Source organism: Bacteroides sp. Marseille-P8574 (assembly GCF_902825465.1).
GTDB classification, from domain to species: Bacteria; Bacteroidota; Bacteroidia; order Bacteroidales; family Bacteroidaceae; genus Bacteroides; species Bacteroides uniformis.
In genome coordinates, this window is sequence record NZ_CADEBE010000001.1 from 2,334,829 (window position 1) to 2,353,236 (window position 18,408).

The following is an 18,408-nucleotide window of genomic DNA, read 5'->3' on the forward strand; positions in this document are numbered from 1 at the left end:
GCAAATTATTATAAATGTGGCAACAAAGATAGAATTTTTTTGTGAAAACTCTATCTATTTGTCCTATCTTTGCGTCAAACTAGTATAAAGGACTTATGAAAAAGGCTGTTTTTTTTGTATATTTTATCTGCCTTGTTGTATCCGGTCTTTCGGCACAGAATTGGGATATCAACACTTTGCACCGGGTTAACAGTTGGGATGGCAAGTTTGTCCGTAACTATAATAAGATAATTTCACGTTCGGAGCCCTATATTGCTGTCGGTGTTCCGGTGGCGATGGCCGTTGCCGCTTGGATAAAACATGATAAGGGTTTGCTGAAAGATGCGGTCTACGTAGGTACAAGTGTGGCGGGGGCTTTTGTTGTGACTTATGGAATGAAGTATCTGGTGGGTCGTGAACGTCCTTATGATAAATATCCCGACAGAGTACATGCGTATAGTCATGAAGGCAGCCCGTCTTTTCCTTCCGGGCATACGGCAACGGCTTTTGCCCTTGCCACCTCGCTCAGTGTGAAGTATCCTAAATGGTATGTGATAGCTCCGTCTGCCTTGTGGGCTTGTTCCGTGGGAGTTTCCCGTATGAACGAGGGAGTGCATTATCCGTCGGATGTATTGGCGGGGGCTGCAATCGGTGCAGGATGTGCTGTGGTCAATATCTATGTCAACAAGTGGCTGAATAAATGGCTGTTTGGAGAATAATTTTAGGCGCGGATTACGCGGATTTAGTTTACGTATTCCGCATAATCCGCGCCTAATGTCTGTTTCAAGCCGGCTATTGGATAATGGCACTGTAAATGTCGTCATTCAACACTTTTAGAGCTTGCTGTACGCTCTGGTTCGTGTTGTTCATCACCTGGAAGTATTCGTTCATGTCCCATAGGTCACGGGCAATCAAGGCTTTGAGTTGTGTCTTGATGAGCGGTAGGGATTGGTGGTACTGTTTCTCGTCAAACTTGATTTTCTCCTTGTCGGCAAGCGCACGTATTTCGGCAAGGAAGTTATCGTCTATCTCGAATTTCTCGTTGAAGGCTTCAAATTTCTTGTATTTGTTCTGCAGCTCCTTCCGGTGTTTCTCGATGTAGCCGGTAGTGGCTTTGATAACCACGCCTTTGGCTACGAGATTGCGGTGATAGTCTGTGTACTGGGTAGTGTCGATGGGGACGAAAAAGTCGGGCATGATACCTCCACCTCCGTAAACGGTACGCCCCATACGTTTGGTCTGCACTTTCAGGGAGTCGGCAAAATGGATACTGTCCGCATGAATCATTTCTCCATGATTGAAGCGGTCTATCAGTTCCTGATTATATTTATCCTGACTGTTTTCTCCACTCAGACGACCATCGAGGTTGGCGGTACTGTCGTAAGGCTTCTGGATGCAACGCCCCGAAGGGGTATAGTAACGGGCTATGGTCAGACGAATCATGGAACCGTCCGGCAGGTCGATAGGACGCTGTACCAGTCCCTTACCGAATGTGCGGCGCCCTACTATCACACCTCTGTCCCAGTCCTGAATGGCCCCGGTCACGATTTCGCTGGCAGAAGCGGAGTACTCGTCCACCAATACGATGAGGCGTCCGTTCTTGAAGTTGCCCGTACCTTTGGCAAAGAAATCACTGCGGCGCGAAGCCCTTCCTTCGGTGTAGACAATGAGTTCTTTTTGCTTGAGAAACTCGTTGGCAAGGTCGATGGCGGCATTCAGATACCCTCCTCCGTTTCCTTGCAGGTCGAGTATTAGGTCTTTCATCCCCTTTTTCTGCAGGCTTTTCAGGGCTTCTGCAAATTCTTCAGCAGTGGTTGCTCCAAAGCGGTTGATGCGTATATAGCCAATTTTGGGTTGTATCATGTAAGAGGCATCCAGACTGAGGATGGGAATTTTGTCACGTTTTACGTTGAAGTACAGCTGGTCTTCCACGCCACGGCGTACGATGGTCAGTTTCACTTCCGAGTCTTTCGGTCCGCGCAGGCGGCTCATAATATCTTCCGTGCTCATTTTTACTCCGGCAATGGCACTGTCGTTGACGGCTACGATACGGTCACCGGCAAGGATACCCACTTTCTCGGAAGGACCGTTGCTGACGGGTTGTATCACAAGCAGGGTATCTTCTATCATCTGAAATTGTACACCGATGCCCTCGAAATTGCCTTGTAACGGCTCGTTCATTTTCTTTACTTCTTCGGCATTGTTGTAGGTGGAGTGCGGGTCGAGTTGTGCCAGCATCTTGATGATGGCTTCTTCCACCAGCTTGTCTTCATCCACCTTGTCCACATAGAGGTTGGTGATGGCAAACTCTGCCATCTGTAGTTTGCGCAGGGCTTCATTATTCGGCTTTTGCGCTTGCGCCGTCATCGCGCATATACATATTATAATAGTAAATAGTTTCTTCATCATCTCCATTTTAATTCCTAATCCTTAATCCCTAATCTCCATTCCTTCCGGTATGAACATGCTGATGTCCTTGCCGTATTGCAGCAGTTCGCGCACAGTGGTGGAGCTGACGCAGGTAAGTTCCGGCTCGGTGAAGAGCAGGATGGTTTCTATGCCGGTCAGTTTGCGGTTGATGTCGGCAATGGTTTCCTCATATTCGAAATCCTTGACGGTGCGTATGCCGCGTATAATTAGGCTGGCATCTACCTGCCGGGCAAAGTCGATGGTCAGGCAATCGTATGACTGCACAATGATGCGCGGCTCGTTCCGGTAGTAGTCCCGTATCATCTGTTCGCGCTTTTCCAGGGGGAAATACGTGTTCTTGTTTTCATTGATGCCGATTCCTATAACGATTTCGTCGATGAAAGTTAGTGCACGGCTCACTACCGAGGAGTGTCCGATAGTAAATGGGTCGAATGTTCCCGGAAAGATAGCTCTTCTCATGATGCCAAGTCTTCTTCTATAACCAAGTTGTTGATAATAAAGTTTTGCCGTTCCATGGTATTCTTACCCATGTAGAATTCCAGCAGTTCCTTTACGAGGTCTGTCTTGCGCAGCGACACTTGCTCCAGACGCATGTCCTTGCCGATGAAATGCTTGAACTCGTCTGGCGAGATTTCTCCCAGACCTTTGAATCGGGTGATTTCGGGGTTGGGACCCAGTTCTTCAATGGCTTTCACACGTTCCTCCTCAGTGTAGCAATAGCTTGTCTTCTTCTTGTTGCGCACGCGGAAGAGCGGAGTTTGCAGGATGTATACATGTCCCTTCTTTATCAGGTCGGGGAAGAACTGCAGGAAGAAGGTGATAATCAGCAGGCGGATATGCATGCCGTCCACATCGGCATCGGTGGCTACGATGACTTTGTTGTAGCGCAGTGTTTCTATGCCGTCTTCTATATTCAAGGCTGCTTGGAGCAGGTTGAATTCTTCGTTTTCATAAACTACTTTCTTGGTGAGTCCGTAGGTATTTAGCGGTTTACCACGCAGGCTGAATACTGCTTGGGTATTCACGTCACGGCTCTTGGTGATGGAGCCGCTGGCAGAGTCTCCCTCGGTAATGAAGATACAGGAATCGGTTTCCTGATCCTTGCCTTTACCGTCACTCAAGTGGTAACGGCAGTCGCGCAGCTTGCGGTTGTGCAGGTTGGCTTTCTTGGCGCGCTCGCGTACCAGCTTGTTGACGCCGGCAATGGCTTTGCGCTCTTTCTCGGAGTCCTGTATCTTTTGCAGCATCACTTCGGCCACAAGCGGGTTCTTGTGGAGGTAATTGTCCACTTCCGTCTTGATGAAGTCTCCTACGTATTTGTTTACTGTGGGGCCGGCGGGCTTGTGCTCCTGCGGCGCGGCAGGCCACATGTTGTTGCTGCCCAGTTTCGTTTTGGTCTGGCTTTCGAACATGGGTTCTTCCACGTCGATGGCGATGGCGGCTACCAGTCCGTTGCGTATGTCGGCATACTCCTGGTTCTTGTTGTAGAATTCCTTGATGGTACGGGCAATGTGTTCCTTTAAGGCAGTCTGGTGTGTACCGCCTTGGGTGGTGTGCTGCCCGTTGACAAAGGAGTAGTACTCTTCACCGTATTGATTGGTATGTGTGAAGGCAATCTCGATGTCCTCTCCTTTCAAGTGGATGATGTCGTAAAGGCCTTCGCTGGTCATGTTGTCTTTCAGCAAGTCCTCCAGCCCGTGGCGGGAGACGATGCGCTGTCCGTTGTAAATGAAGGTGAGGCCCGTATTCAGGTAGGTGTAGTTGCGCAGCAGGGTTTCTACGAACTGGTTCTGGAAGGAATAGTTGTAGAAGAGCGTGTTGTCCGGTTCAAAGAAGATATAAGTTCCGTTTTCTTCTGTCGAGTCTTCGGTCACATCACTCAACAGCGTTCCTTTCTCGAAGATGACGGTACGTACTTTGTCGTCGCGGTAGCTGCGTACCTCGAAACGGCTACTCAGCGCATTGACCGCCTTGATGCCCACGCCATTCAGTCCGACACTTTTCTTGAAAGCCTTCGAGTCATATTTACCCCCGGTATTCAGTTTGCTGACTGCCTCTACCAGTTTGCCTTGCGGGATGCCTCGTCCATAGTCGCGCACGCTGACGCGCAGGCCGTCTTCTATAGTCACTTCTATACGCTTTCCGGCACCCATCTTGAACTCGTCGATGCTGTTGTCCATCACTTCTTTCAGCAACACATAGATACCGTCGTCGTTCTGTGAGCCGTCGCCCAGACGGCCTATGTACATACCGGAACGGACACGGATATGCTCCATGTCGTCCAGGTGGCGGATGTTGTCGTCGGTATATTCTACGCTGGAAACGGGGCTCTCTGTGATATTGTTGTCTGCTTCTTCCAGCGGCAGGGTCATATTGTTGTTATCTTCCATAAGTACGTTATTCCTTCATATTGCGCATTGCGACAAAGGTAATGAGAAATTCGGGGGTTCGCAAAAAAATAATGTCTTTTATGGACTTCTGACAAGCTTATATTCTGGATTTAGAATTTATTTTATTCCCTTCACAAAGCATCTTCTCCGTTTGTGCTGTTCCGTCTTGAAGTACTCCCATTGCGCTTGTACTTTGCCGTTCAATTCCAGCTCCGGATTACTTTCGGCATACTCGAAACCAAGTTGCTGATAGACGGGGATAAGGTCGGAGAACAGCAGTGCATTGACGCCCTTGTTCTGATATTCCGGTTTTACGGCAACCAGCAGCAAGTCGAGCATTTTGGGATATTTCTTCAAGAAGATGGTCTTGGCCAGGTGATACCAACCCATAGGAAGCAGGCGCCCGTGGGCTTTTTGCAACGCTTCGGCGAGGGATGGCATAGAAATGCCTACGGCAAGCAGCTGGTCATCGGCATCGGTAATCAGTGTCACCATGCGAAGGTCGAGGATGGGCAGGTACATCTTGACGTATTGGTCAATCTGCCGTTGGCTCAGTGCAGAATAACCGTAGAGGGGCTGATAGGCTTCGTTCATCAGTTCGAAGATGGCCTGACCGTAGTCTTGGGCAATCTTCTTGGCCGATGTGTATTTCTTTATCTTGAGGTTATACTTGCGCTGGATGAGGTCGGAGATGCGCTTGTGCTTGTCGGGTATGGCATCCGGAATGTAGATTTTGTACTCCACCCAATCGGCATCCTTCTCAAATCCCATGCGCTCCATATGTTGCGGATAGTAGGGATAATTATAAATGGTGGCCATGGTGCTGAGCTGGTCGAATCCTTCGATAAGCATACCTTCGGCATCGAAGTCTGTGAATCCCAGCGGGCCTTGTATATGTGTCATTCCCCGTTCTTTTCCCCATTCTTCCACGGTGCGAATCAGGGCATCGGAGACTTCCGCATCGTCGATGAAGTCTATCCAGCCGAAGCGGACTTCTTTTTTGTTCCAGGTTTGGTTTGCCTTGTGGTTGATGATGGCAGCTACACGTCCTACGATTTTACCTTCCCGATAAGCCAGGAAATAGTCGGCTTCGCAAAATTCGAATGCAGCGTTTTTCTTCTTGTTGAAGGTGTTGAGCATGTCATCGAAAAGGTCGGGGACGGAATAAGGGTTGTTTTTGTATAGCAGGTAGTTGAAACGGATAAAACGCTCCAGCTCCCGTCTTGTGGTTACTTTCTTGATTGTAATTGCCATAGTTGTTCAATATTGAGGTGGCAAAGGTAATGCAAACTGAGAGTAGAACAAAATAAGCTTGCTTATTTTTTATGCCGAGGTGCAGCATACCTTATTTAAAGATACATGATAATCTTTAAAATACCGCGTAGGATGTCTGTAAATTTGCTGTTAGAGGTTGTATATCAGTACAACTGTGTAGGCAATGTAGCAGAGAATCAGAATACTTCCTTCCAGCCGGGTGATGATGCGTTTCCCGAAAAAGATACCGAACAGCCAAAGCAGGAGGCTGGCCCCAACAAGTACCCACAAATCGAAATTGGTGATGCCCGTCAGACGCAGTGGAGTGATGGAGGCCGAACAACCCAGCACAAAGAATATATTGAAGAGATTGCTTCCGATGACGTTTCCGATGGCTATTTCGGGGTTTTTCTTCAAGGCGGCTACGATGGAGGTGGCAAGTTCGGGCAGTGATGTGCCGCCTGCTACGAGCGTAAGGCCGATGATGGATTCGCTGACACCCAATCCGCGGGCTATGCCGCTGGCGCCGTCTACAAAGAAATTACCTCCGATGATGAGGCCGGCAAGTCCGCCGAGAATGTATAGGGTAGACTTCCACGCGGGTAACAGTCTGATTTCGTCTTCTTCCTGCAGGGGTTCCTTCATACTTCCATCCCTTTTTGCGATGGCAAAAGTATAGCTCAGGAAAATGGCAAAGAAGCATAGCAGCAACAGACCGTCGGTGATGCTGAGTATGTTCTCCCCACTGCTGTTCAGAAAGACGTCGTTGGCACAAATCAGCAATGCGATGGACGAAAGGATACAAAGAGGGATTTCGCGCTTCAGCGTATTGCGGGTGATGGCTATCGGGGCAAAAAGGGCTGTACAACCCACAATCATCAGAGTATTGAACGTATTGCTTCCCACCACATTGCCTATGGCAATGTCTGCACTGCCTTTGAGAGCAGAGGATATGCTGACGGTGAGTTCCGGTGCGGAAGTACCGAAGGCAACAATGGTGAGCCCGATGACGATGGACGGTATATGGAAACGTTTGGCAACGGATGCGGCACCATCTGTCAAGCCATTGGCACCCAAAAGAATGAGGAGCAGTCCTCCGACAAGAAACAATATATCCATAAGTATGTCAATTTTGAGTACAAAGATAATGCAAACCGGATATAGAATTTTCATGTTTGCATGAAAAAGTTATGTTGATTAGGATAGGAAGTTAAAAACATTCTGTATGTTTGGAGCATTTATTGGGTATGTTTGCATAATTAAAGAATCAAATCAAGAAGTTTATATATGAAGGTTATCCGTGCTTTCTGTCTTTGTTGGCTGTTGATGCTGGCGGACGGAGTGTCAGCTCAGTTGGTAGGTAAAGTGCTCAGTGTTTTAGGTGAGGATAGTGTGGGGAGTGTTACAGTGGCAAGGACTGACTCCGATTCGATTCAGTTGTCGCTTGTCCGGCAGGAGTTGGAAACAGCCCGGCTGAATGAGGCGAACCTGCGGATGGAAATGGAGCAGATGAAGTTGGCGGGCTATGCGGCCGATTCGGTGAAGCTGGCATTGCAGAAACAACGCATTGATTCGTTGCGGACGGTGACACCGGGTATTCCGGTGGTGGTGGAGAAGGACACTTTGTTCTATCTGTATGCCAAGCGTGGAGGGCATACGCCCCAACAGCGAGCCAAAGATGTAAGCAACGTCATCGAAGCATTGGGTACGCGTTTCAATCTGCGTCCGGACTCTGTTTATTTAGAGAGTACGGATATTGTTACAGACTTGATGTATGGCGAAAAGGTCATCATTTCCTTTACCGATCAGGATGCTTTGTGGGAAAACTGTACCCGAGACCAGTTGGCCGCCAGCAAGAGGCATGTCGTGGTGGACAAACTGAAAGCCATGCAGAAGGAGCATAGCTTGTGGCAGTTGGGTAAGCGTATCTTGTACTTTATCCTGGTGCTTGTGGGACAGTTCTTCTTGTTCAAGTTTACCAACTGGCTGTTCAGAAAGCTCAAACTACGCATCCAGAAACTGAAGGATACCAAACTGAAACCGATCTCCATTCAGGATTATGAATTGTTGGATACGCAGAAGCAGGTCAACCTGCTGGTGTTTGCTGCCAATCTGGTGCGTTATGTGGTCATGCTGTTGCAGTTGTTGCTGACAGTTCCACTGTTATTCTCCATTTTCCCTCAGACCAAGAGTTTGGCTTATACATTATTCTCCTACATCTGGAATCCTATAAAGGTCATTCTGAATGGAATAACCGACTATATACCCAATCTGTTCACTATCTTTGTAATATGCTATGCGGTGAAGTATTTAGTCAGACTGGTGCGCTATCTTGCCAATGAGGTGCAGGCTGAACGGCTGAAGATAAACGGCTTCTATCCGGATTGGGCCATTCCTACCTATCACATTGTGCGCTTCTTGCTTTATGCGTTTATGATTGCCATGATTTACCCTTATTTGCCGGGTTCCAAGTCGGGAGTCTTCCAGGGAATCTCTGTGTTTGTCGGCTTGATTGTTTCGCTCGGCTCCAGTACAGTTATCGGCAATATCATTGCAGGGCTGGTCATAACCTACATGCGACCTTTCAAGCTGGGTGACCGCATCAAGCTGAACGACACTACGGGCAACATCATTGAGAAAACGCCGCTTGTCACCCGCATCCGTACCCCGAAGAATGAGGTGGTGACCATTCCGAACTCTTTCATCATGTCTTCCCATACGGTCAATTACAGCCAGTCTGCCCGTGAGTATGGATTGATTATCCATTCGGAGGTCAGTATTGGCTACGATGTTCCGTGGCGGAAGACACACCAGCTGTTGATAGAGGCTGCATTGAATACCCCTGGAGTGATAGATGATCCCCGCCCGTTTATATTGGAAACTTCCCTTCAGGATTATTATCCGGTTTATCAAGTGAATGCCTATATCAGGGATGCCAACAGCCTTAGCCAGATTTACTCTGATTTGCATCAGAATATCCAGGATGTTTTCAACGAAGCAGGCATCGAAATCATGTCTCCTCACTACATAGCTACGCGTGACGGCAGTGAGACGACCATACCCAAGGATGACTTGCGGGATAAAGGGAAATCATGATTTCCCTTTATCCCGCAAGTACAAGCTTTTTCGTATTCGGTGATAATATTACAGTTCATCTATTATCTCCTGCAAGATCCTTTTCTGTTTTGTTTTGAAAACTTTTCGATGTATTCTTCAGTGTGACTGTATTTTCTTCAACATTTCCGGATTTTCTGTCGCGAAGAGTTTAGTAGGTTATTTGCTGCGCGTCACCGTGTGCAGTACATTTCCTTTCTTGTCAATCATGCGCAGTTCCAGTGTCTTTTTGCTGGCCGATACAATGGAGAAACCCGGTTCGGGGCTGCAGAATACGGTTCCTTCGATGGGCTTCACCTTGCGGGCGAGCGAACCGGCGGAATTGGTGATATAGTCGATGTCGCTGCCTGCCACGCGTACATGCTGGAAGTTGTGGATGTGCCCGCAGATGTACATATCCACCTTGTGCTTGCGCAGAATGGGATCGAGGCGTGCCTGCATATCCGCGCGTTCGCTCTCGTCCTTCGGGGTTTCGGCATAGATGGGATGGTGTCCGGCAACGATAACCCAGTCTTCCTTGGCGGCGCTCAGTACGGAGTCCACCCAGGCAAGTTGCTTCCGGTAGTCCTGCTTGCAGGCATCGGGATAGGTATCGCTTTCATTGCGGTATTTGTCAATCATCGGGGCGGTGTCTACCCAAAGGATGCGGATAGTAGCGCCTTTATCCTCGAATGTCTTGGTATAATAACGGGCAGGCATTGTCCAGCGGCGGCTGACGTTACTGTAGTCGAGCACAGCTTGCGTATTGCCGCGGTATTCGTGGTTGCCCAGCAGGGGGAACCAGTCTATCATCAGCTCCGGATGGCTGTAGATAAGTTCGTAGTTGGTCATCCAAAGAGGGTCGTTCACACTGCGTACACCTTCAAAATGGTGTACATCGCCGGTGGCAAGTACGAATTCGGGGTCTGCGCCGTTCTCTGCCATCTGTCCCATCAGTTCGGCAATGGGTTTCTGGTCGTAGTAGCCGTTGCGGCCGAGGTCGTTGGCTACGTAGAAGTTGAACTTCTTGTCGAAGATGGAGTAATCGGTAATTTGGGCAATAGCCGCGTTGCCGAGTAGGGCAACCAATAATAAAAGGAATAGTTTCTTCATAATCAGTCATCATTAAAAATTAATCTTCACTCCTGCATTCACTTTCACGCCGTAGTATTCTGCCTGCATGGTACGGTCTTTCGTGCCCTGGTAGTAGCGTAGTGGCTGGTTCAGCAGGTTGTTGGCTTCGGCGTAGAAGGTAGTCTTGAATTTCTTTCCGAAGGTATAGCTCGCGTTTACGTCCATATAGTTCACTTTGTCGTAGTAGCGGTCGTAGAAGGTGCTTTCTCCCATTTCGTCGATGAAGTCGGAAGCGAAGTTATAGCTCAGACGCAGGTTCAGGCCGCCTTTCTCAAAGTATAGGGAAGCGTTTGCGGTATGCTCTGGAGAACCTGGCATGCTCAAGTCTTTCTCATTCTCGCGGCCTTCGAAGTTGAAGTCTTCCACACGGGAGTGGGTGTAGGTGTACGTTCCGTAGAAACCTACACATTTCAGAGCGGGAGCAATGAAGCTGAAGTCGCGCTGGTAGGATAACTCTACCCCTACCAGGTTGGCGTTGCCCGCATTCTTGGGTTGGGTGAAGCGGGTGTAGGTGTTACCCTGGTATTCGTAGTTGGTGCTCACCTGGTCTACGATGAAGTCGTCTATCTTCTTGTAGAAGATGCCGGCGCTTATCAGACCGATGCTGCGGAAGTAATAGTCGGCACTCAAGTCGAAGTTGTAGGAGACGGTAGGTTTCAGCTCCGGGTTTCCGATGGTGATTTCGTTGTCGGAACGCTTGATATTCACACTGGGCACGAGGGCCGAGTATTTGGGGCGTGACAAGGTTTGGGTAAACGAACCGCGCACTTTGAAGTCATCGTTTACATTCCACTTGGCGAGCAGCGACGGCAGGAAGTTGATGTAGCTGTTGCGCTGACGGTCGGTCTTACTGGTGAGGTCTTCGTCGGCATCGTAGGTGCGTCCCGTATAGGCAAGGTTGGTGTTCTCTATGCGGAGTCCGGTCATCAGTTCCACGTCTTTTGTCAGTTTTTGGTCGAAGCGGAGGTAGCCGGAAGTCACGGTTTCGCGGGCATCGAAGTTACCGGCAAGTTCTTCCTGCACCTGCTCTTTCTCAAAGAGGGAAGCGTTGTTCAAGTCTAAAGAGCCGGTGTATTCCTTGCTAGCGTAGATGCCTGCCTGGTATTTGTTGTCGGGCATGAAGTTCTTGTTGGTTTGGTCCACTGTATTTGCCAGGCTGTTCGTCATGAAGGCGTCCTCGTTCAGAGGAGAGTATTCGTAGAAGTCCACTTCTTTATCCTTGGTCTTGCGCACCACCTTTGCGCCGAACTTCAGCTTGTTGCCGTTCTTGAAGGGAAGCTTGAAGTTGGCGGAGAACTTCAGGTCCTGCTCCTTGATGTCTTCCTGCTGTTCCGTCAACTCTTTCAGGCTGAATTCATCGTTCAGCGTCATGGTAGAGCCTGCTTTGGGGCTGGCAAACGGTTCGCGTTCGTCGCTCAGGTCCATGTCGAACTTCTGTTTCTTCAGTTGGAAGTCGATGTAGCGTTCGTTGGGACGTTCTTCGCTGGCTTTGGCATAGCTGGCGTGCCAGTCCATGGAGAGTGAGCCGAAGAGGTGTTCGCCGCCGAGGGCAAAGTCCATGGTGCGCTGGCGTTCCAGGCGGGCGTTGCGGTTGTCCGGCGTACCGGCTTTGGTCTGTATGCGTACGGTGGCGTTGCCGTCGGCATCAAGGTCTTTCAGCGTGGTGCGGTAGCGATTCTCCCAGTCGTTGCGGTTGTTGAAGATGCCTTTGAAGGTCAGTTTGTGGTTGGCATCGATGTCCCAGTCCAGTGCGGCAGAGTAGCTCTGGCGTTCGCGGGTGACGTAGTATTGGCGGATTTGGTAGTCGTTGACGTACGTCTTGCCGTCATCGTCCTGCTCCCACACGAATTCGGTGTCGTAGGAGCCGGAAGGTGAGTTCTGATAGGAGGCCGATACAATCAAGCCGAGTTTGTCGTTGAAGAAGCGGTCGCCGTAGGTGAAGCCAAGGTTCAGTTGCGCCTTTTCGCTCACCCAGTTGTAGCCGGTTCCGGCAGTGGCGGCAATGGTGCGCTTGTAGGGGGAGTTCTTGGTGACGAGGTTGATGCTGCCGCCGATGGCGTCGCCGTCCATGTCCGCAGTGACCACCTTGTTTACTTCGATGGTCTGAATCATATCTGCCGGAATGAGGTCGAGCTGTACGTTGCGCGTATCGCCTTCGGCAGAGGGAACGCGGTTGCCGTTGATGGTGACGGAGCTGAGGTCGGCACTCGTGCCCCGTACTTGCCCGAAGCGCGCCTCGCCTTGGTCGTACTGCACGTTGATGCCGGAGATGCGTTTAAGGGCGTCACCGATGTTGGAGTCGGGGAACTTGCCTACCTGGTCGGCAGAGACTACATTCGTAATCCCCATGTTGTTTTTCTGTGAGTTGATGGCACGGCGCTGTCCCTGGAAGGCGCCGCCTACCACCACTTCCTGCAACTCCACACCTTCGTTTAGCACGACGTCTTTCTCCAGTGTGCGGCCTGCGGGGATGGTGATTTTCAGTTCTACGGGCGAGTAGCCCACGTAGCTCACCTTTACTGTATAGGTTCCCGGGTCAAGGTTAGAGAAAGTGTAGAAGCCGTTGACGTCGCTCGTCACGCCAGTGTGTAGTTTCTCGATGTAGATAGAAGCGCCCGGGAGAGTCTGTTTAGTGGCGTCAATGATACGCCCGCGTACAGTTCCTTGTTTCGTGACATTTGCTTTTTCGTCGGCCATGGCTGTATTGCCGGTGGCGGTGAATAAGAGCAGGAATAAGAATGCTCTCAAGATCTGTTTCATAATTGTTATTATCTGTTAATAATCTGCCGCAAAAGTAGGAGGTTGCCGTTACGCGGATTTTGCAGAGAGTTGAAGAACAGGTAACGATTCGGTTACAATGAAGTTACATAAGCTCTTGGAGGTAGTACTCTTTCGGCGCTATCTCTTTTTGTCGTCGTCTGGCAGACTAATGCTAAGGATGCACGAGATGCACATCTCAGACTGCATGATATGTACATCTCGAACAGTATGAGATGTACATCTTGTGCAAGGAAAGATATAGGGTTTGGTGTCTTATCCGGTAGTCTGGCAGCGGATAAGTACCTTCTTTTCGTCTGCCAGGGTAGTGGCAAAGAGATAAGAGTCTCCCCCTTCGGCCAGTTTCAGCCGTTTGCGCAGTTCGGCAACGGTGGCGGGAAAGTTGCGTACGGTGAGGTTCGCCTTTTTCTCGGCAGCCAACATCTCTTTCATTTCTTTCTTGCTGAAGCCGCAGGAGGAGGAGATTCGGAACTTGCGGCCGGGGAAGTCGGGAAGGAGGCTGTCCGAAGTGTAGAGGTGGCTGTTGGGATGCAGCTTTTTAACCTTATATAATAAGGAAAGGCTGCGGAACGCTCCGGCTTTCAGCACGGAGGCATTCGGTTCGTAGAGGTACGATTTCAGTTGAGGAGTGTAGGGGCATGCACACTCTTTCTCTTGCCCGCGGGTGAAGACAAGGGTTTGGGGAGCCGGGGCGGAGGTGAAGTTGACGCAATGGATGGGGACGTCGTCTGTTGGCAGGCTTCCGCCTTGTCCCAGCAAGAGCAGCAGCTCCTTGCATTCGTTGCCTACGGAGACGATGTGTGCCTGGCGGACATGTTTCAAATCGTTCATGGCAAGGGTGAGGTCGAGCATGGGGGAGAGTTTTATCAGTACGTGCCGTGCCTTCCGGAGCAGCAGGTCTTCCAGGGTGGCTACATCGGGTTCGCAGTCGCCGATGGCTATGGTCTTTCCGCCGTGTCCGTCGCGGCGGGCAGGGTCTATGAATATGCAGTCTACGGGTTCCATCTCTTGCAGATGGCGGACGCTGTCTGCGTGGCAGACGGAGATGTGATTTAGGCCGAGGGCAGGAAAGTTGTGTGCGGCTATCTGGCAGAGGGCTTCCTGGCGCTCTACGTAAGTGGCGTGCCCGAAGCAGCAGGAGAGGAAGGAGCAGTCGATGCCGAAACCTCCGGTGAGGTCGGTAAAAGTGGCGGCTGGTGCAGGGGCGCTGTCCTTCGCGGGATGCTCTTGTTCTGTGCATAGCAGGTTAGCTATGATCTCCGCTTTATACTGTGCCGTTGCTTGGGAGGAGCATTGCTCCAATGAGAGGTGGGCGGGGTAGAGGATGTCGTCGTTCTTCGCCCATGCGGGTATTTTCTCTTTGGCAACCTGCCAGCCGGAAATTTGTGTGATGGCAGCGGGCATGTCTACCGAAGGGTAGCGGCGTGCCTGCAAAGCAAGGCTGCGCACGTCGTCGCGACGATGCTCGCGAATGAAACGGAGGGTGTCTTGGGATAAAGGCATGGCTTGGCTTATTTATTCTGATGCAAAGTTATCTCAAAAAGGGCAAAGTAAGGCATGAATTCGTAGCTTTCTGTCTGATTATTTTTCAGACACAGATGACGCTGATTACGCAGATTAAGAAGATTAAAATCCGTGTCATCTGCGTCAAAGCGATAGCAAAATTAAGTTTTCGGACAAGCTGGGGGTGAGAGTTAAGGGATGACCCGGTATCGCTCCTTCGCCGTCTGCCTGCCGACGCGATTGAAGTGCCACCATTCGCTGGATAGCGGGCGGAATCCGGCTTCTTTCATTACCTGCCGGAGCAGCAGGCGGTTTTCACGTTCTTGTTCCGTCAGCTTGCCTTGTGCCACGAGCGTGGCTTCTTCCGTGATGTGGGCTTCCTTGCCCAGATGGTCTATCGGGGTGCCCATGGGCAGAGGGGTTCCTTTATCGTCGAGTATGCTGATGTCCACTGCCAGTCCGTAGTTGTGCAGGCCACCGCCGCGCGAGGGGTTGGAGACATAGATGTATTTGGAGGTTCCTTTCACTACGTCCCACATCTTCTGCTGTACGGACAAGGGGCGTGCTGCGTCGTAGACGATGAGGCTGTAGCCGGGGCGCCGCTCTTTCAGCAGGCGTTGTGCCTGCTTCAGGCTTTTCATGGCATCGGGGTGCAGGTAGGCTTCTTTCAGGTCTTCGTACAATAGGGTTCCGGTGAAATTGTCGGCACGGGTGTACATCAAGTCGATGGCGATGCTGCTGTCCGCTTCGGCGATGTTGACGAAACCGAGGGAGTCCAGGTAGCGGGCTGTCAGGCTTTTGGCTGGAGCCGGAGGGACGGATGCCGCTACGGTGTCGGCGTACGGGATGGTGGCTTCCGTACCCGGGTTTTGTATCTGCTTTGGCGCTTGTTTTCCGCTACAACCGTATAGTGAGCAGCCAAGCAGCAGATATAACGAGTAAAAGAAATATCGTTCCATCTTACAAGGCGTTCTTGGCGGTAAGGATTGATTTCATCAAGGCTATGTCCGAATGTACTTCTCCCTGCATCAGGTATTTGTTTTTCCGTTGGCAGGTGGCTTCGTAAATCTCCTTTGCCTTTGCTGTGTCCTTGTCCCGGTAGAGCGCCAGGGCGCAGAGCAACCGCTGTTTGGAAGAGGTCACATCCTTGTATTGCCGGATGTAGGTATCCAGCTCATCGGTATATAATTCTTTTGCCCGTGCGGTCCTCTTTGTCACCAGTGCGGTGAAGAGCAGCTCGCAAGCGTTTTCCTTTATCAAAAGTCCGATGACTTCGTGCCGGTGACTCATTATTTTCTCGAATGCATTGTAGGCGGCTTCCCATTTTTCGCAGTCGAGCAGGCGTGAGGCGCTCATCAAGGCTATGGTGACCTGCAGGGCATCTTTGTAGTTGATGTCTTCCGTTTGGCTGAACCATTCGGCAGGCATGTCCTTAGGACGCATGCCCTCTTGCGCCAGTGCGTTGATGCGCAGCTGGGTGACCAGTGCCTGCTTGCTCTTGCTGTCCTTGAGAAGCAGGCGCATGTTGTCGGCATCATTGCCGATGCCGCCCATCTTCATGGGGATGCCGTTCATCCCTGCAAGGAGAATGCCAATTAGAGAGAGCATCAGAAGGAAGAATTTCAGCAGGTAAGGCAGCCCGTCTACGGTCAGCAGGGGGAGGAAGGCAAGGATGGCGGTCAGCAGATTGGTAAGCACTCCACCCAGGTTGTACAAGGTGGTCGGGATATCTTCAAGAGTCCTTTCGGGTGGGGTAAGCAGGCATTGGCCTCCCGTTCCGGTAAGGCTGAAACGCTTGATGCATAATTTCCCGTCTTTCCGTATGAAGGTAAGGTTGAAGATGCGTAAGGAGACGAAGCGGTAGCCGGTTGCCAGTCCGCAGACAAGATGCCCGCCTTCGTGCAGAAGCACTTGCAGGAAGATGGAGAACAGCAGAATCAGTATGGCTAACAAGGAAACTCCTACTGTCTCCAGCATGCCGGTTTCGGCAAACTTGCTGTGTAAACCGTCGAACGAGTCTCCCAAAACCAGGACTCTTACACCTATTATTCCTACAAAGCCGATGCATGCCCCGACCATGAATCCTCCGGCCAATTTAAGTACTTTCTTCATCCTGATATCTTGATAAATGTGTTTGCCGGCAAAGGTAAAGGATTTTATCTGAAATGCAACAGCTTGCCCCATGTATCATAAAAAGAAAGAGATTGTGATTGCCACAACCTCTTTCCGTCACCTAAACCCACTACGCAGGCTACAGATAGGGAATTATAGTAATATAGATACCCGTAATGATGGCTTCTTGCTTTTCTGTCCTTATCTTAGGGTATACTTTCCCAAATCTTTGTTATGTTCGTAATATTTCCGAGTATATCCTATAGATTCCATCTTCTCTTTATTGACAGTTTAATAATCTGCATTTTCGAATTCCACAATATGAGGCAGTATTGGAAATCGGTTATCATGATGCTGGTTTATTCTGTGCTTTTATCAGTAACCAACTACTGACTCGCTTTTTCAATATTTTTGCATATGATAGTTGCGTTCTTGGTATACTCTTTGTCAATCCCATTATGCTGGCAATGGTCGTTTTAAATTTCGAACATTCTGCTCCGTGCCAGCATGCAGGCCCCAACTACTCCAGCCTTGTCTTTTAGCTTGGAAACAGTCACCGTGGCGTCTTTGTTGACCAGATTCAATGAGTATTTCCTTATTGCCGTTTTGATAGGCTGCACTATATAGTCTCCTGTTGATGATAGTGTACCCCCGATTATTACTAGTTCCGGATTGAATATGCTTATTAATCCAGCTATTTGCCTTCCCAGTTTTTGGCCTATTTCTTCCACTATCTCAATGCATAGCAAGTCCTCTTTATTGACTGCGGTGATGATTTCATCCAAGGTGGGCGGATTTTCTGCAGTCCGTTTTGATAGTATGGAACTTTCTCCGCTACCGATTCTTTCCAACAGGATGCGGTGTAGTGCCGATCCTGAGGCTTCCGTTTCCAGGCATCCTTTTTTGCCGCAGTGGCACAGTATTTCATTATCGAAAACATTGACATGCCCGAATTCTCCGGAAAATCCAGATTTTCCCGTGTATACCTTCCCGTCTATGATGATGCCGATTCCGAGTCCCCAGCTTATGTTGACAAAGATGATGTCCTTTTCCCCTTTGACGCATCCTTGCATATGCTCTCCATAGGTCATGGCCCTTGTGTCGTTGTCTATGCAGACCGGGTATCCTATCTTTTCATTCAGTACATCCGCCAAAGGACGCTCTGAAAAGTTGAACATGCTGAAACTATATCCTGATTCCGGATTTACTCTTCCGGAGATGTTGATGCAGATGTTCATTATCTTCTTGTCGTTGATTTCCATTCCCTTTATGAAGTTTCGGATGAGTGCACACAGTTCTTCCAAAGCTTCCTGTGTATTTTCGAACTTGTATGGTATGTTCATCTTGATTTCCACCATATCCCCCTTGAAATTGATCAGTCCGATGTTTATGGCAAATTTCTTAATGTCCACTCCAATGAAGTATCCTGATTCCGGGTTGAGTCCGTATAGGCTTGGATGGCGGCCGCTACTGGTCTCCAGTTTCCCATAGTCGTTTATATAGTTGTCCTCACACATTTCATTGATGAATTTGGTGGTTGTGGGCACACTCAGATCGAGTTCCTTGGCCAAATCGGTAATAGTGGAGCTCCCATTATATATATAATGTGTGATGATCCTTTTTTTTAAGAGTGCATTCTTGCTCCCGGTTTCCATTTCTTTTAATAAGTTCTGTTTCATATGTATGTATTTTTATGTTATTTACTCTATTTTGTTTATTATATTAATAAATGTGG

13 protein-coding genes are annotated in these 18,408 nt (G+C 49.6%); 2 read left to right on the forward strand and 11 right to left on the reverse strand.

Features of this window, described 5'->3' with window-relative positions; genetic code table 11:
- Positions 1 to 95: 95 nt before the first annotated feature.
- Positions 96 to 698: a phosphatase PAP2 family protein gene (locus tag HUX74_RS09840; protein ID WP_117601081.1), complete on the forward strand. Its 603-nt coding sequence runs from the start codon at positions 96 to 98 to the stop codon at positions 696 to 698.
- Positions 699 to 771: 73 nt separating this feature from the next.
- Here HUX74_RS09840 and HUX74_RS09845 read toward each other — a convergent pair whose 3' ends face one another.
- From HUX74_RS09845 to HUX74_RS09865, 5 genes are all read right to left on the reverse strand, one after another.
- Entirely contained in the window at positions 772 to 2,385 is a 1,614-nt protein-coding gene (locus HUX74_RS09845) for a S41 family peptidase (RefSeq protein ID WP_165491406.1), read from the reverse strand.
- Between the two features lie 24 nt (positions 2,386 to 2,409).
- Positions 2,410 to 2,868 (reverse strand): pantetheine-phosphate adenylyltransferase, encoded by a 459-nt coding sequence (gene coaD, locus HUX74_RS09850; protein ID WP_005830918.1) that lies wholly within the window; start codon positions 2,866 to 2,868, stop codon positions 2,410 to 2,412.
- Positions 2,865 to 4,799 carry a DNA topoisomerase IV subunit B gene (locus tag HUX74_RS09855; protein WP_370293406.1) on the reverse strand — a complete coding sequence of 645 codons (1,935 nt, stop codon included), beginning with the start codon at positions 4,797 to 4,799 and terminating at the stop codon, positions 2,865 to 2,867. Before HUX74_RS09855 ends, coaD begins: the two co-directional genes overlap by 4 nt.
- Before the next feature lie 117 nt (positions 4,800 to 4,916).
- Positions 4,917 to 6,053: an N-acetyltransferase gene (locus tag HUX74_RS09860; RefSeq protein WP_131225618.1), complete on the reverse strand. Its 1,137-nt coding sequence runs from the start codon at positions 6,051 to 6,053 to the stop codon at positions 4,917 to 4,919.
- A gap of 150 nt (positions 6,054 to 6,203) precedes the next feature.
- A complete protein-coding gene (locus HUX74_RS09865; protein WP_174646595.1) occupies positions 6,204 to 7,172 on the reverse strand; it encodes a calcium/sodium antiporter in 969 nt (322 codons plus the stop codon).
- Positions 7,173 to 7,340: 168 nt separating this feature from the next.
- Between HUX74_RS09865 and HUX74_RS09870 the strand changes: the two genes are divergently transcribed.
- Positions 7,341 to 9,149 carry a mechanosensitive ion channel family protein gene (locus HUX74_RS09870; RefSeq protein WP_174646596.1) on the forward strand — a complete coding sequence of 603 codons (1,809 nt, stop codon included), beginning with the start codon at positions 7,341 to 7,343 and terminating at the stop codon, positions 9,147 to 9,149.
- Between the two features lie 177 nt (positions 9,150 to 9,326).
- Here the strand turns inward: HUX74_RS09870 and HUX74_RS09875 are convergent, their stop codons facing one another.
- The 6 genes from HUX74_RS09875 to HUX74_RS09900 form a co-directional block, all read right to left on the reverse strand.
- On the reverse strand, positions 9,327 to 10,259 hold the full coding sequence (locus HUX74_RS09875) for a metallophosphoesterase (protein WP_165491369.1): 933 nt from the start codon (positions 10,257 to 10,259) through the stop codon (positions 9,327 to 9,329).
- A 12-nt stretch (positions 10,260 to 10,271) separates the two neighbouring features.
- Positions 10,272 to 13,040, reverse strand: a complete 2,769-nt coding sequence (locus tag HUX74_RS09880; RefSeq protein WP_117964963.1) for a TonB-dependent receptor — start codon at positions 13,038 to 13,040, stop codon at positions 10,272 to 10,274.
- 273 nt (positions 13,041 to 13,313) lie between these two features.
- Positions 13,314 to 14,561 carry a class I SAM-dependent methyltransferase gene (locus HUX74_RS09885; RefSeq protein ID WP_138346088.1) on the reverse strand — a complete coding sequence of 416 codons (1,248 nt, stop codon included), beginning with the start codon at positions 14,559 to 14,561 and terminating at the stop codon, positions 13,314 to 13,316.
- Positions 14,562 to 14,752: 191 nt separating this feature from the next.
- Positions 14,753 to 15,520 carry a M15 family metallopeptidase gene (locus HUX74_RS09890; protein WP_138346086.1) on the reverse strand — a complete coding sequence of 256 codons (768 nt, stop codon included), beginning with the start codon at positions 15,518 to 15,520 and terminating at the stop codon, positions 14,753 to 14,755.
- A gap of 1 nt (position 15,521) precedes the next feature.
- The gene (locus HUX74_RS09895; RefSeq protein WP_254592854.1) at positions 15,522 to 16,673 is read right to left on the reverse strand and encodes a hypothetical protein; all 1,152 of its coding nucleotides are present in this window, start codon (positions 16,671 to 16,673) and stop codon (positions 15,522 to 15,524) included.
- 476 nt (positions 16,674 to 17,149) lie between these two features.
- Positions 17,150 to 18,352 carry an ROK family transcriptional regulator gene (locus HUX74_RS09900; protein WP_174646598.1) on the reverse strand — a complete coding sequence of 401 codons (1,203 nt, stop codon included), beginning with the start codon at positions 18,350 to 18,352 and terminating at the stop codon, positions 17,150 to 17,152.
- Positions 18,353 to 18,408 lie beyond the last annotated feature (56 nt).